Below are 12,875 nucleotides of genomic sequence, written 5' to 3'. Positions count from 1 at the left end.
AAGAAACTGGCCCTGATTGCCGTCTGCAACAAGCTGCTCAAACAAGCCTGCGCCATTGTTAAGTCCGGCGTGGCTTATCAGCCTGATTTCGCCCAAAAAACCGTGCCCATGACTTGACTTTTAACACAGTTCATGTTTGAGTTAACCAAAAACTGGTTAGAATGATGTAGAGACGCATTTTTGCGTCTCGGCGCCCGCACCAACCCGCCGATGTTGTTCAACGCCGAGACGCAAAGAGGCGTCTCTACACCGGTCGCTGATTTCGAACACGTAACTCAAACAGCCGCTTAGGGCTCAGTAGTTACTCCACAACTTGGGCTTAGGTTAGCCACTGTGCACCAAGCACTAAAACAAGCTGCCTTGCACCGGTTGAGGAATGATGCGGGGCGCAGGCACCGTGATGCCCGACAAAGCGTGGAGTTTTTCCAGGAAATGCTGCGTCCAGAGGGGAGTGTGCATGATGTCCTTCTGATGCACAAAGAAGTAGACCGTATGCAGCCCTTGCTGCAGCCATTGCGCGATACGCGCGGCCCAGAAGTCGGCACGCTGGTAATCGGAATTAACGAGGCCGTGGCCGTTGAAGCGGATGAAGGCGGTGGGCGTGGTTAGGCGCATGGCCAGCACGTCGCGGCGACCGGCCACATCTGAAAGCACTAAGGTTTTGTTGAGGGCTTCGAGCATGGCGGCTACGGCGGCAAAAGCCACCTTATCGGTGTACCAGCCGGGGTGGCGCAGCTCCACGGCCAATGGCACATCACTCGGGAAGTCGAGTAGGTAGCGCTCCAGCCGGCTTAGGTGCTCGGGGCCAAACGTGGGCGGCAGTTGCAGAAAGCACCACCCCAATCGTTCGTTTAGTTCTCGAATCGAGCGGCAGAAGCTGACCGTCAGGTCGTCGACGTTGTAGAGTGCCCGGTCGTGGCTGATAACCTGGGGCAGTTTAGGGCAGAACCGAAAAGTTGGCGGTACGGCATCGCGCCATTTGCGCACCGTGGGCGCGTCGGGGATACGGTAGTGGGTGGTATTTAGCTCCAGGCTGTTGAATTGCCGGGCATAGTGGTGCAGATACTCGGTGTCGCGGATGCCCGCCGGGAAGTAAGAGCCTAGCCAAGCCTTATTGGTCCAGATAGGGCAACCCACAAACACCTGAGGTGCTACGGGCGGCGTGGCAGCGGCGCGGGTTAGTACGGCGGCCGTGTCGGGGTGGTCGGGGGGCAAGCGAAAATCTACGTAGCGCAGGTCGGAAAGGCGGCCAAAATCCATGCAGCAAATTACGGCGAAATGAATTGGCAGGCTAACAAGGCCGCAAGAACCAGCACTACCTGTGTCGCGCAGACTTAGAACCTATCCGAACAGGGATTGTCATTCCGACGTTCCGCGTATCAAGCGGCGAGAGGAATCTGAGTGTACCCGTTGAACGATCAAACCCAGATTCCTCTCGCCGCTTGATACGCGGAATGACAACCTTTTGCCTATTCGGATAGCCTCTTATTACTCCAATCGAAAGTTTCCCGGCGTGTGACGCTGTATTTGGAGCGTTGCGAAGGTTGAGCTCACGAAGATAAAAACAGAGCAAAAAGACATTGCCAAACCCTGGCCCGCAAACGCGTCAAGCCAGCCAGCAAGCTTTCGATGGTGTCAGCGAATGGGTGAGCTAAAGTCTATAGTTTTTGCATACCTCCTCTGTTAACAGCTTGCGGCGCCTTTTACTATCCTTATGAAAATTCCGTGACTTTTCCAAACAGCTTTTCGCCTTGGACCTGACCGCGTTGCCGAATTTTTTTCTCCGGCAGATAATCTCATTTTCTAAGGAGCAATCATAGCTTCCATTAATAGTGCAAAACGCGGCTTTGGTAAACACAAACGCGTTTTTAAGCCGATTACATCTAATAAGTTAAATGCAAATTTTATTAAGAATACACAATTATCAGTCCGGCCTACTGGCTACCTGACGGCAGCAAATGGTGCTAGTTTGAAAGTCACTGCTAGATTTGTTTTGTTCCCAACACAGCGTATCGATGAATAAGACCTTACGACTGAGTGCTACTGGCTTACTAGCAGTTTTGTACTTTTCAACTTTATTGCTATTTGCCCCGAAGGCGCACGCCACACGTTCTAGCTTCGAAGACGACAAAGTTCCAGCCTTGGCAGCCCGCCGTGCTGCCGTGCTCCGGGGCCGCGCTTCCTGGTACGGCCGAGACCACCAGGGCCTGCGTACTAGTAGTGGTGAGCGGTTCGACCGCAACAAATTTACTTGTGCTCACAAGACGCTGCCCTTCGGCACCAAGCTACGCGTTACCAACCCCGAAACGGGAGCTTCTGTGGTGGTCCGGGTTTCCGATCGGGGTCCGTTTCGACACCAGCGCATTCTCGACCTCTCCGAAATTGCGGCCCGCCCGCTGGGCATTGTCGAGCACGGTGCCGTAGCCGTACTGGCAGAAATTGTTCCCGACGGCACCCCTCTAGGTCCTACTAATGCGCCCGCCGATCTGGCCCTGCTGATTGACGATCCGAGCATCACCACCGAGGCTGGCTTACACACCGACATCCGCACCGGCGCTACCGAAGCCGACGACATAGCCGTTCTTCCCGAACCTGCTGCCACCTACGTAGTGCAAGCTGGTACCTTCGGTGATGCTCGCAACGCGCAAGCCATGGTCGACCGAATTCAGGGCCTTGACCCCAAACTGCTGGTTACGACAGTGGCCACGAACACCGCCAACGGCAAAACGCTGAACCGGGTGGTAGTAGGGCGCTTTGCTACGCCAGCGGAGGCCAAAGCCATTTGCCAACGCCTCGTCAAACTAGGCGTGGTAGGCATGGTACGGCAGGGCGAAAATCTGTAGCAATCCTTACTCTATTTTACAAAGAAGCCGTCGGCACAAGGTGCTGACGGCTTTTTCTATATAGCTATGGCACATTTGTTGAGCTTGCCGCCCTGGTTCAACAATTCACTCATCTCTCCTATCCAATCCAATGAAAAAGTTACTCCTGTTAGGTATAGGCTGCGCTATATCTGCATCTGCTATGGCCCAAACTGAAAAGGGGTCTAAATTTATAGGAGTAAGTATTGGCAACATTGGCTACCAAAAAGACAACTATTTTAGCTCTATAGGTGCAGATTTGAACCCATCAGCTGGAGTATTTGTGACCGACAATCTGTTGTTAGGCAGTGGCCTACAAGTAGGCTACAGACGTACCAAGAGCAATGGGAATTCGTCAAACTATACCAACCGCACGATCAGCTACGGCATATCTCCCTTTGCCCGATACTACTTCTCCGGCGCTGCTACTCACCGGTTTTTCGGTCAGGTGAGCGGCGGCGTAGCGCGGTATAATCAGCGCAGAGAATCAGACGATTACGTGAGTCCAGGTGGTGTCTCGCGTGACAACAGTACCTACTTCACCTATGGCGGAGCATTAGGCTACAATTACTTCCTGACCCCTGGAGCCGCCTTGGAAGTCACTGCTGGCTACAACCGCTTCGGGTTCGACGAGAGGTCAACCAATGGCTCATTCAACATTCAGGCAGGCGTTGCCGTCTTCTTACCTTCGAAACTGTAAACAACTCCTTCCGCTTAATAAAGAGCACCAGACTATACCTCGACGCGGCACGCAACCTACTCTGGTTTGCGTGCCGCGTTTTTTTGTCGGATGTTGTACAGCAAACCAACCGCTTCTGCTTGAATCTATGCTACGCTACATTCGGGCACTGTTGGCCCTACTGGTTGCCTTTGTTTTAACCTGGGCCCTCAATACCAAGCACGGCAACCTACCGCCGTTCGGTAAGTTTCTGAGTCCGTTTCGAGGGTTCTGGCAGAACGGCGAAACAGCCGATGTCTTACCCGCCCAGCAGACGCTGCGGCTCCCGGGCCTTCAGCAGCCCGTGCAAGTACGCTTCGACGATCAGCGGGTGCCGCACATCTTCGCCCAGAACGACCACGACCTGTACTACGTTCAGGGCTACCTCACAGCCCAGGACCGGCTCTGGCAGATGGATTTCATTACCCACGTAGCAGCTGGGCGGCTAGCCGAAATAGTAGGCCCGGCCCGGCTGGAAACCGACCGGTTTTTCCGGCGTATGGGCTTGCCGTTCGGGGCGCGCAAGTCGCTTGATTCGGCCATGACCGACCCGGTAATCCGCACCGTGCTGACCTCGTACTCCGATGGGGTAAATGCCTATATCAACACGCTCACGCCCAGAACGATGCCTTTCGAGTACAAGCTGCTCGACTACGCGCCCGAGCCCTGGGAGCCACTGAAATGCTCGTTGATTCTGAAATACATGGCCTTCGATTTGAGTGGTCGCTCCGACGACCTGCGCATGAGCAATGCGCTGGCTAAGTATGGCCCGGCAGTCGTGAAGGACCTGTTTCCTGATTACCCCGTGCAGGAAGAGCCCGTTGTACCGGTAGGCACCCCGCTGGATTTCAAGCCGCTACCGCTACCAGCCACGCCGCCCGGCTTCACGGGGGCTATGTCGGGCAAGGTGCCGCAAAATGAGCCCGATCCGGAACTGGGCTCCAACAATTTTGCGGTGAGCGGGGCAAAGTCGGCGACGGGCTACCCGATACTGGCCAACGACCCTCACTTGCAGCTGAATCTGCCCAGCATCTGGTACCAGGTGCAATTGGCGGCGCCCGGCGTAAACGCGTACGGCGTGAGCATTCCGGGGACGCCGTTTGCCATTATCGGCTTCAACGAACAAGTTGCCTGGGGCAACACCAACGTGGGCTCCGATGTGCTGGACTGGTACCAACTCAAGTTCAGGGACAACCGCCGGCGTGAGTATTGGCATGATGGTCGCTGGAAACCGGTGCGCCGCGTGGTGGAGCGCATCAAGGTGCGCGGTCAGCCTGATCAACTCGATACGGTGCTCTACACCCACCACGGCCCCATCGTGTACGATAAGCCGGAGAAGCCTTTTATTGCCGGCCAAACGCCCATCGCCCACGCCATGCGGTGGACTGCGCACGATGCGGCCAACGAGTTCCAGACGTTCTACCGCCTCAACCGCGCCCGCAACTACCAAGATTATACAGAAGCCCTAGGTTTCTACGGCACGCCCGCTCAAAACTTCATTTTCGCCAGCGCCGACAAAGACATTGCTATCTGGCCCAACGGCCGCTTCCCGTTGAAATGGCGCGACCAGGGCAAGTTCATCCTCGATGGCACCGATCCAGCCTACGACTGGCAGGGCTGGATTCCGGCCGCCCAGAACCCGCACGTTAAAAACCCGCCGCGCCAGTTTGTGGCATCCACCAACCAGTTTTCTACGGGTCCTGACTACCCCTACTACCTGAACTGGAACTACGGCGACGGCAGCTACGACCGGGCGCACCGCATCAATGAACGGCTGACCCGCATGAGCCAAGCCACACCGGACAGCTTACGGATGCTGCAAAACGACAACCTCAACGTAACGGCCCAGCTGCTGCTGCCCCGGCTCCTGGAGCTGGTAGAGGGGCCCGCCAACGGCGACACGCTGGTAACGGCGGCCTCGCCCGAAGCCCGCGTACTCACCGAAATGCGCCGCTGGAACTACCAGTACACCGCCAACGCGCTGGCCCCGAGCGTGTACGAGCTGTGGTACGGCAACCTGATTAAGCGTATATGGGCAGATGATTTCGGGCTGAAAGCGACCGGCCTGGAAATGCGCGTCCCCGCCCGCGACCGAAGCAAAGTGCTACTTCTGCACGAAGAAAACAGCCGCTGGATTGATGACCGCCGCACGCCGCAGCGCGAAACCCTGCCGCAGCTGGTGCGCCGCAGCCTACACTTCGCCACCGACTCCCTCACCCGCAAATACGGACCCATCGGCCCCCAATGGGCCTGGAAATACCAGAAAAGCACCGACATTCTGCACATGCTCCAGCTACCCGGCTTCGGCCACATGGACCTTGATTGCGGCGGCGGTGCTGGTATTGTGAATGCCACTACGGAGCGTACGGGCCCATCGTGGCGCATGGTAGTGGCACTGGGGCCGCAGGTGAAGGCCTACGGCGTGTTTCCGGGTGGGCAGAGCGGTAACCCTGGCTCGGTGGCCTACGACGACTTGCTGGAAACCTGGCGCGTAGGCAAGCTCAACGAGCTGGTATTTCTGCGTAGCGCCGGCGAACCGAACCCGCGCGTGCACACCGCTTGGACCCTGGCCCGATAGCCCGGCAGGGCTGCTTATTTTCTAGTACAAAATTTTACTATCGTGTTGCTACCACTCCAAAATCATTCAAGCCACTGGCTGCTGCTAGGGTTGCTGGCGTCTTTACCCCCACTGCCAGTAGCAACTCAACCCCGCACTACCACCGAGAAAAACGTTACCAAAACCACCATCAAGTCAGGTGCTGCCGTTGCCGAAACGGTCTATGACGCTTATCAGGTCCAGATTAGGTTGAATAGCGACAGCAAAGCCCTGCTCCTTAAAGCTCATCGCGCATGAAATCCTTTGGCTGGCTGTTTGCGCTGATCTTGATTAGTGGGGTCCTACTGCAACTCTTCTTGCCCTGGTGGGTGATAACGCCCTTGTGCTTCGTATTAGCCGCTTGGCAGCGACAGTCCGGCGGGCGGTCGTTTCTGGCGGGCTTTCTGGGCATTGGACTAGGCTGGCTGGTTATGGCTGGCTGGCTGAGCTTGCGCAATGATGGGCTTCTGGCGCACCGGGTAGCTCAGCTGTTGCCCCTGGGTGGACAAGGCTGGCTCTTGGTGTTGGTTACTGCAATAATAGGCGGCTTGGTGGGCGGCCTCGCGGCGCTGGCTGGCACCTGGGCTAGCCAGGCCGTGGCACCCAGAACATCCGCAACAGCAGCCTGAATCAGTAGCACAAAGCCGGATTTTTGCGCTCTGCCGGCTACCCTAAAGTACGGGGGCAGCAACGCGGATTTCCTGTGGCTTCCGCGTTGCTGCCCCCGTCGTATTTTACTACTACACTTTAATACTGCGAGATAAACCCTAAGGCTTCCAGCGTGTACTGCGTAACGGAAGTGAAGTGGTTGCCGCCCTGGATGGGCCGCAACGTTACTTGTGTTGCACCGCGGGCTTGCATGGCTTTGTAGGCATCTTCCGAGTTGAAATACGGCACGTAGTCGTCGGCGGTGCCGTGAAAGAGGGCAAGCGGCGCCTTGGGCTTCCAGTCATAGATGTCGTTGTCGCGGAAGGCGGCGGCCATGGGAGCATCTGTGTTGCTGAGGATGCCGGTCCGGAAAGTGCTGGTGAACAACTCACTTGGCGTTTCTGGCACGTCGCTGAACGGATTAGCCTGTAACTGCGTCGCCCAAGGTTGATTGAAATAGTAGCTCGGCGCCCGGTTGATGCTGTACACCCGGTTGTAGGTATCGAGCACCCACACATAAGAGCTGAGGAAGCTAAGCTTCTGGTTGGAACTCAGAATGTACTTGGCAAAGGCCGTTTTGTGGTAAGCCCCGGCACCCGGCGCACTGGCCGTCACGGCAAACTCGGTTGGGTACTTCTCCTCGATGAGCTTGTGCAGCGCCATCGTGGCATAACCACCTTCCGAATACCCGAGCAAGTAGTTCTTCTTGTTGAGAACCACTTTCTCCTTCTCACAAAATTCCTTGGCGGCCCGCATCATGTCCAACGAAGCTGACGCCAGCGACGACGCATGTTCGTAAGGGTGCGGCAAGGCTTTGGCAGCGCCGTAGCCAATATAATCGGGAGCCGACACGATGTAGCCCGTAGAAGCCAGCACCGATACCGCCGAATACACTTCACTGCTGGCGCTGTAGTAGGAAGGAGCCCGCTCTTCGGCGTCGGGGCTGATGGTACCGTGCTGGTAGCTGAGCAGCGGCAACGCCTGGGTAGCTACGGGCACCAGCAAGGCCCCCGAAGCGGTAATCTGCTGGCCGTCGGGGTTGCGCGTGGTATACGTCAGCTTGTACACGCGGACGGGGTAGCGAACCAGTGCCCCCGCCAGCGGAATGCCCGATACGCGGCTGGCCAGCACCGACGGGCTGTATTCCCCGATGAGGGTGCTGTTGACCAGGTGCGTTTCAACGGCGGCTGGTGCTTCGGGCTGGGGTGAGTTGTCTTTGGTGCAGCTGCTGCCAGCTGCTACGCCCAAGCCCGCCCACAGCAAGAAGGTGAGGCGCAGCCGGCGGAAATCAATTTTTTTCAGGAACACAGGAAAAACTTAGAGTTGACTATCACCCCCATAACACCGCCTACAGCAAAAGATTTCCGCAAGAGACCACCAAATCAGAGGTCCTTGCCTTACTACCAGTTTATACACTAAAACTCCTACTCCGGTGGTGAACGTAGCCAACGCAATGCCTTGATGGTTACTAATTTCTTGTCTATACCTAAAGAATTAGTTGTGTAACTAAATAATTAGTTATACCTTCCATTCATTAATCTCTCGCTTATGCAAACCTTCCCCGAACTAACCCGAGCCGAAGAGCAGGTAATGCAGGTGCTCTGGCAGCGCGGCCCTTCTTTCGTGAAGGACGTGCTAACCGAAATGCCGGCCCCGCCGCCCGCCTACAATACCGTATCCACCATCATTCGCATTCTAGAGCAGAAAGGCTTTGTGGGCCACGAAGCCTTTGGGCGCACACACCGCTACCACGCCCTTGTCGCACAGGACGACTACCGGCGCTTCTCGTTGCGCAAGCTGCTCGGGGGCCATTTTGGCGGCTCGTTCAGCCGCCTGGTGTCCTTTTTTGCCAAGGAAGAAGACCTCGATGCCAAGCAGCTGGAAGAGTTGCTCCGGCACGCACAGCAAGACCTTACCTCTGATGACGATGCTGCTCTTCCCAACGACAACCGCCCTACTTGATTGGATGTGGCAAAGCACGCTTTGCCTAGGCGCCTGCTGGCTGCTCTATCGGCTGCTGCTGCGCCAGGAGTCGTACTTCCACTACAACCGCCGGTTCCTGCTTTTCACGCCCTGGCTGGCCCTACTGCTGCCGCTGTTGCTAGCGGGTGCGGCACCCTGGCTAAGCAGCTGGCTACCTTCCGACGCCACCTCTACGCCCCTGCTTACCCCGTCGGTTACGCTGCCGGTCTTAACCGTGGGTAGCGCGGGTGCGGCTTCTGCTTCCTGGTGGACATGGCTGCCGCTGGTTTACATGGCTGGTGTGCTAGCGTGGCTGGTGCGGCTGGGCGGGCAGCTAGTGGCCTTGTGGCAGCAAACTCACCAGCTCCCCCGCAACACACGAGAACATTTCACCTTAGTCACAACCAGTGGCAAGCTGCCCGTCAGCTCCTTTGGGAGACTGGTGTTTTGGGACGAAACTGCCAACCTCACACCTGCCGAAGCCCATCAGGTGCTTCAGCACGAGCTGGCGCACGTGCGACAAGGCCATACTCAGGAGCGGCTACTTCTAGAGTTAGTGCGGACGATGCTCTGGTTCAACCCCTTCGTGCACAGCTACCCCCGCGCCCTGGCCCTGACCCACGAATACATTGCCGATGCGGCCGTCTTACAGGCTATGCCCGCACCGGAAGCGCCCACTGCTTATGCGGCGCTACTAGCTCGCCTCACGCTGCGCCAGCTGCATCCTCACCTATCACTTACCCATTCTTTCACCCAATCGCACACTTTAATTCGTATTGCCATGCTTCAATCTTCTCGTTCCGGGCGCCGCTGGAAACAGTGGCTGCTGCTGCCGGTAGGTACCGTGCTGCTCTTCACCTTCGCCTGCGAGCAGGCTGCCGAACCTACTGCGCCGGAGGCTGCGGCGGCCAACACCCGTCTGACACCGCCCCCACCCCCCGCTCTGCATCCGTATACCGAGCAGAAACCAGAATACATAGACGGTACCGCCGTGTATCAGTATGCAGAGCAGATGCCGGAATACCCAGGCGGCATGACACAGCTCTTGACTGATTTAACCCAACAGTTGCGTTATCCGCAATCAGCATTGGCCGCCAAGGTGCAAGGCCGTTTGTTCCTTTCGTTTATTGTGGCCAAAGATGGTAGCGTGCAGGCAGTTAAAATTCAGAAAAGTCTGACAGCCCCTAATGCTTCAGCAGCAACTATCAAAGAAATGGAAGACGCCTCTGTGGCGGCCGTACGCAACTTACCCGGCAAATGGGCGCCGGGCAAACAAGACGGCAAAGCTGTAGCCGTTTCTTTCACAATACCTGTGAGCTTTGCCTTGCAGCAAGCGAAGGTTACTCTCCCCGATAAATCTGTTGTACCTATCACGTATCCGGTATCACAGCAACAATAACGACCTTCCCAACACAGCAGCTAAACTGTGCAGCCAAAAAGTAAATAGCGCTTTAGCTCCAGGAAAAGGGCGTTACACCGTGGTAGTAAAAGGTTGGGGCGTAACCACAAAACCTACCTGGACGCATAGAAACCAAGTTATTGGCTTAACCCTATGCAGCAGGCCAGTCACTAATTCACCAACTGCCGGTAACTAGTTGGCTTTATTGCGGCTATAAAATTTATTCGCCTTTTCTTTGTCTTAAAGGCCTTGGCAACTGTTTACCCTTTTGCCACCAAAATACTTGTTCTTGATTTCTGCTATTGTATCTGCGGCCCGTGTGGCAGCCTTTCTCCTTTACCCGCTGTGCAGCTTGCTGCTTGCTTTATTTTTAGAGAACTGCGAAGCCACCCGCCCTCAAATTAATGCAGCAGTAGTGGCCCTAAGCAAGCTCGAACTTGTTCGCCTCGACTCGCTGCGGGCCGACTCAGTGGGCCGGGCCGGCGGGCAGCTGCCAGGCGCTATCTTACCCACCAAGCGGATTGTGGCGTTTTATGGCAACCCATTGCACAAAGGCATGGGGGTTCTGGGGCAATACCCCAAAGACGAGATGCTGCGCCGCTTGCGAGTACAGGTGGCAGACTGGCAGAAAGCGGATACTCTGCCCGTGAGGCCAGCGCTGCACCTGATTGCCGTCATTGCTCAGCGCGACTCCGGCGCCGACGGCAAGTACCGCATGGCCCTACCCGATACCACCATCCAACGAGTGGTAGAATGGGGCCAGGAGCAGAACACGCTGGTATTTCTGGATGTGCAGGTGGGCCTAAGTGACTTGCAGCACGAGCTGCCGAAGCTGGAAAAATACCTGCGCCTACCCTATGTGCACCTAGGCATCGACCCGGAGTTTTCCATGAAATCAGGACGGCGGCCAGGGACCGAAGTTGGCGAGTTCGACGCTGATGATATCAACTATGCCCGGTGGTTTCTGGCGCGTCTGGTGAGCGAAAATCAGCTGCCGCCGAAGATACTGGTCGTGCATCGCTTCCGCCAAGACATGGTAACCAACTACCAAAACATCAAGCTCGATCCGCGCGTGCAAATTGTGATGCACATGGATGGCTGGGGCACGCCTAGCATCAAGCGCAACTCCTACCGCAAATTTATCAAGCTTGAACCCGTGCAGTACACCGGGTTCAAGCTTTTTTATAAAAACGACCGGCGCGCCAACTCCCGCCTGATGACCCCGCAGGAGGTAGTTGCTCTGCGCCCCGTGCCGCTTTACATCCAGTATCAATAGCCTGTTTGCCAGCCATTTACTGGCACTAAGCAAGCCACTACCCGGCCCGCTCTAGCGGCTGACTAACCTTGCTTGCCGCGTGCTGGCTTGGCAGCAGGGTCTAAGCGGCTGCCAAGCCAATGGTTTCGCTCAGGCCACTAAAAGCAGGTCTCGGATGGCGTTGGTTGTAGCGGGAAAACAGCAGGCAGCCTGGTCAACAACCTGGGTGAAAGAAACCGGTGCTGCTGCTTTAAACGCCCCGCAACCAGCCCCTTTCTTGCTACTGTCGAGGGAATAAAAGTGTAACTTTCCGCCAAGTTTCTCTTTCATTCTCCTGTTTTCTGTGCGATACATCTCTCCTCTAAGCATCCTATTGTCGGGTTTGGGCCTGGCCCTTACGCTCACCACTTTGCCGGGCTGCAATTCCCCCTCCGGCTCTGAAACCGGTAGCTCTAAAGCCGCTGCTGACTCCGCCAAACCCACTGTAGTCGATACGTTGGCGCTGAAGCGGACCGCCATGCGCCGCGACTCGCTCCGGGCCGATTCTATTACCCGGGCCGGCGGCCAGCTACCGGGGGCCATTTTGCCGGGCCACCGCATTGTGGCGTTCTACGGCAACATCCGGGCAAAAGGCATGGGCATTCTGGGCCGTGAGCCGAAAGACCAAATGTTCCGCAAGTTCGAGAAGGTGCTGAAGGAGTGGCAAGATGCCGACCCCTCGTTGCCTATTCAGCCGGCCCTGCACAACGTAACCATCACGGCACAGGGCGCGGCGGGCTCCGATGGCAAGTATCGCCTCATGAACTCGAAGGCCACCATCGAGGAAGTTATTTCCTGGGCCAAAGAGCATAAGTGCATCATCTTCCTGGATGTGCAAGTGGGCCTCAGCGACCTGGAGCACGAACTGCACAAGCTGGAACCCTACCTCAAAGACCCCATCGTACACCTGGGCATCGACCCCGAGTTTGCTATGGCGACCAAAGGCGTGCGGCCGGGTAAAAAGATTGGCACCTACGACGCGAAGGACGTAAACTACGCCATCAACTTCCTGGCCCGCATCGTGAGCGAAAACAAGCTCCCCCCCAAGGTGCTAACCGTGCACCGCTTCACGCAGGGCATGATTACCAACTACAAAAACCTCAAGCTCGACCCTCGCGTGCAAGTAGTTATGCACATGGACGGCTGGGGCAATCCGACCCTCAAAAAGGACTCGTACCACGACTACATCCAGACGCAGCCCGTGCAATACACCGGCTTCAAGCTCTTCTACGAGTACGACATCAAGCCCAAGGGCTCACACCTGATGACGCCGCCCGAGGTGTTGGCGGAGCTTACGCCCAAGCCGCTGTACATCCAGTATCAGTAGCGCCGAAGCCGCCAACCGGCAATGCGAATTTGACGAGCGGACAGTTCGGGTACTGGTATCGAGTCAGATT

The 12,875-nt window shown here is 56.6% G+C and carries 11 protein-coding genes; 9 read left to right on the top strand and 2 right to left on the bottom strand.

Annotated elements, in window-relative coordinates; genetic code table 11:
* Positions 1 to 345: 345 nt before the first annotated feature.
* Positions 346 to 1,260, bottom strand: a complete 915-nt coding sequence (locus VF639_RS05780; protein WP_331144936.1) for a DUF72 domain-containing protein — start codon at positions 1,258 to 1,260, stop codon at positions 346 to 348.
* 755 nt (positions 1,261 to 2,015) lie between these two features.
* Between VF639_RS05780 and VF639_RS05775 the strand changes: the two genes are divergently transcribed.
* From VF639_RS05775 to VF639_RS05755, 5 genes are all read left to right on the top strand, one after another.
* On the top strand, positions 2,016 to 2,843 hold the full coding sequence (locus tag VF639_RS05775) for a septal ring lytic transglycosylase RlpA family protein (RefSeq protein ID WP_331144935.1): 828 nt from the start codon (positions 2,016 to 2,018) through the stop codon (positions 2,841 to 2,843).
* A gap of 130 nt (positions 2,844 to 2,973) precedes the next feature.
* Complete coding sequence (locus tag VF639_RS05770) at positions 2,974 to 3,561, top strand: outer membrane beta-barrel protein (RefSeq protein WP_331144934.1); 588 nt, start codon at positions 2,974 to 2,976, stop codon at positions 3,559 to 3,561.
* A 127-nt stretch (positions 3,562 to 3,688) separates the two neighbouring features.
* Positions 3,689 to 6,157 carry a penicillin acylase family protein gene (locus VF639_RS05765; protein WP_331144933.1) on the top strand — a complete coding sequence of 823 codons (2,469 nt, stop codon included), beginning with the start codon at positions 3,689 to 3,691 and terminating at the stop codon, positions 6,155 to 6,157.
* A 42-nt stretch (positions 6,158 to 6,199) separates the two neighbouring features.
* Positions 6,200 to 6,433 carry a hypothetical protein gene (locus VF639_RS05760; RefSeq protein ID WP_331144932.1) on the top strand — a complete coding sequence of 78 codons (234 nt, stop codon included), beginning with the start codon at positions 6,200 to 6,202 and terminating at the stop codon, positions 6,431 to 6,433.
* Entirely contained in the window at positions 6,430 to 6,804 is a 375-nt protein-coding gene (locus tag VF639_RS05755; RefSeq protein ID WP_331144931.1) for a hypothetical protein, read from the top strand. Before VF639_RS05760 ends, VF639_RS05755 begins: the two co-directional genes overlap by 4 nt.
* Before the next feature lie 118 nt (positions 6,805 to 6,922).
* On the opposite strand, the gene VF639_RS05750 is transcribed toward VF639_RS05755, so the two are convergent.
* Complete coding sequence (locus VF639_RS05750; RefSeq protein WP_331144930.1) at positions 6,923 to 8,131, bottom strand: alpha/beta hydrolase family protein; 1,209 nt, start codon at positions 8,129 to 8,131, stop codon at positions 6,923 to 6,925.
* A gap of 240 nt (positions 8,132 to 8,371) precedes the next feature.
* On the opposite strand from VF639_RS05750, the gene VF639_RS05745 reads away from it, so the two are divergent.
* The 4 genes from VF639_RS05745 to VF639_RS05730 all read left to right on the top strand — a co-directional run bounded on the left by VF639_RS05745 (position 8,372) and on the right by VF639_RS05730 (position 12,805).
* Positions 8,372 to 8,785 (top strand): BlaI/MecI/CopY family transcriptional regulator, encoded by a 414-nt coding sequence (locus tag VF639_RS05745; RefSeq protein ID WP_331144929.1) that lies wholly within the window; start codon positions 8,372 to 8,374, stop codon positions 8,783 to 8,785.
* Positions 8,745 to 10,184: a M56 family metallopeptidase gene (locus VF639_RS05740; RefSeq protein ID WP_331144928.1), complete on the top strand. Its 1,440-nt coding sequence runs from the start codon at positions 8,745 to 8,747 to the stop codon at positions 10,182 to 10,184. The genes VF639_RS05745 and VF639_RS05740 overlap by 41 nt, the downstream gene beginning before the upstream one ends.
* A 319-nt stretch (positions 10,185 to 10,503) precedes the next feature.
* Positions 10,504 to 11,460 (top strand): hypothetical protein, encoded by a 957-nt coding sequence (locus tag VF639_RS05735; RefSeq protein ID WP_331144927.1) that lies wholly within the window; start codon positions 10,504 to 10,506, stop codon positions 11,458 to 11,460.
* Positions 11,461 to 11,782: 322 nt separating this feature from the next.
* Positions 11,783 to 12,805 carry a hypothetical protein gene (locus tag VF639_RS05730; protein ID WP_331144926.1) on the top strand — a complete coding sequence of 341 codons (1,023 nt, stop codon included), beginning with the start codon at positions 11,783 to 11,785 and terminating at the stop codon, positions 12,803 to 12,805.
* Positions 12,806 to 12,875 lie beyond the last annotated feature (70 nt).

Source organism: Hymenobacter sp., assembly GCF_036387835.1.
In the GTDB taxonomy this organism is placed as follows: domain Bacteria; phylum Bacteroidota; class Bacteroidia; order Cytophagales; family Hymenobacteraceae; genus Hymenobacter.
Note: the sequence above shows the minus strand (reverse complement) of the source record. Positions and strands in the feature narration are given on the sequence as shown.

Bases quoted from the DNA above. Each gene is read 5' to 3' on its own strand.
- VF639_RS05780 (WP_331144936.1), bottom strand. From the start codon at position 1,260: ATGGATTTTGGCCGCCTTTCCGACCTGCGCTACGTAGATTTTCGCTTG.
- VF639_RS05775 (WP_331144935.1), top strand. From the start codon at position 2,016: ATGAATAAGACCTTACGACTGAGTGCTACTGGCTTACTAGCAGTTTTG.
- VF639_RS05770 (WP_331144934.1), top strand. From the start codon at position 2,974: ATGAAAAAGTTACTCCTGTTAGGTATAGGCTGCGCTATATCTGCATCT.
- VF639_RS05765 (WP_331144933.1), top strand. From the start codon at position 3,689: ATGCTACGCTACATTCGGGCACTGTTGGCCCTACTGGTTGCCTTTGTT.
- VF639_RS05755 (WP_331144931.1), top strand. From the start codon at position 6,430: ATGAAATCCTTTGGCTGGCTGTTTGCGCTGATCTTGATTAGTGGGGTC.
- VF639_RS05745 (WP_331144929.1), top strand. From the start codon at position 8,372: ATGCAAACCTTCCCCGAACTAACCCGAGCCGAAGAGCAGGTAATGCAG.
- VF639_RS05740 (WP_331144928.1), top strand. From the start codon at position 8,745: ATGACGATGCTGCTCTTCCCAACGACAACCGCCCTACTTGATTGGATG.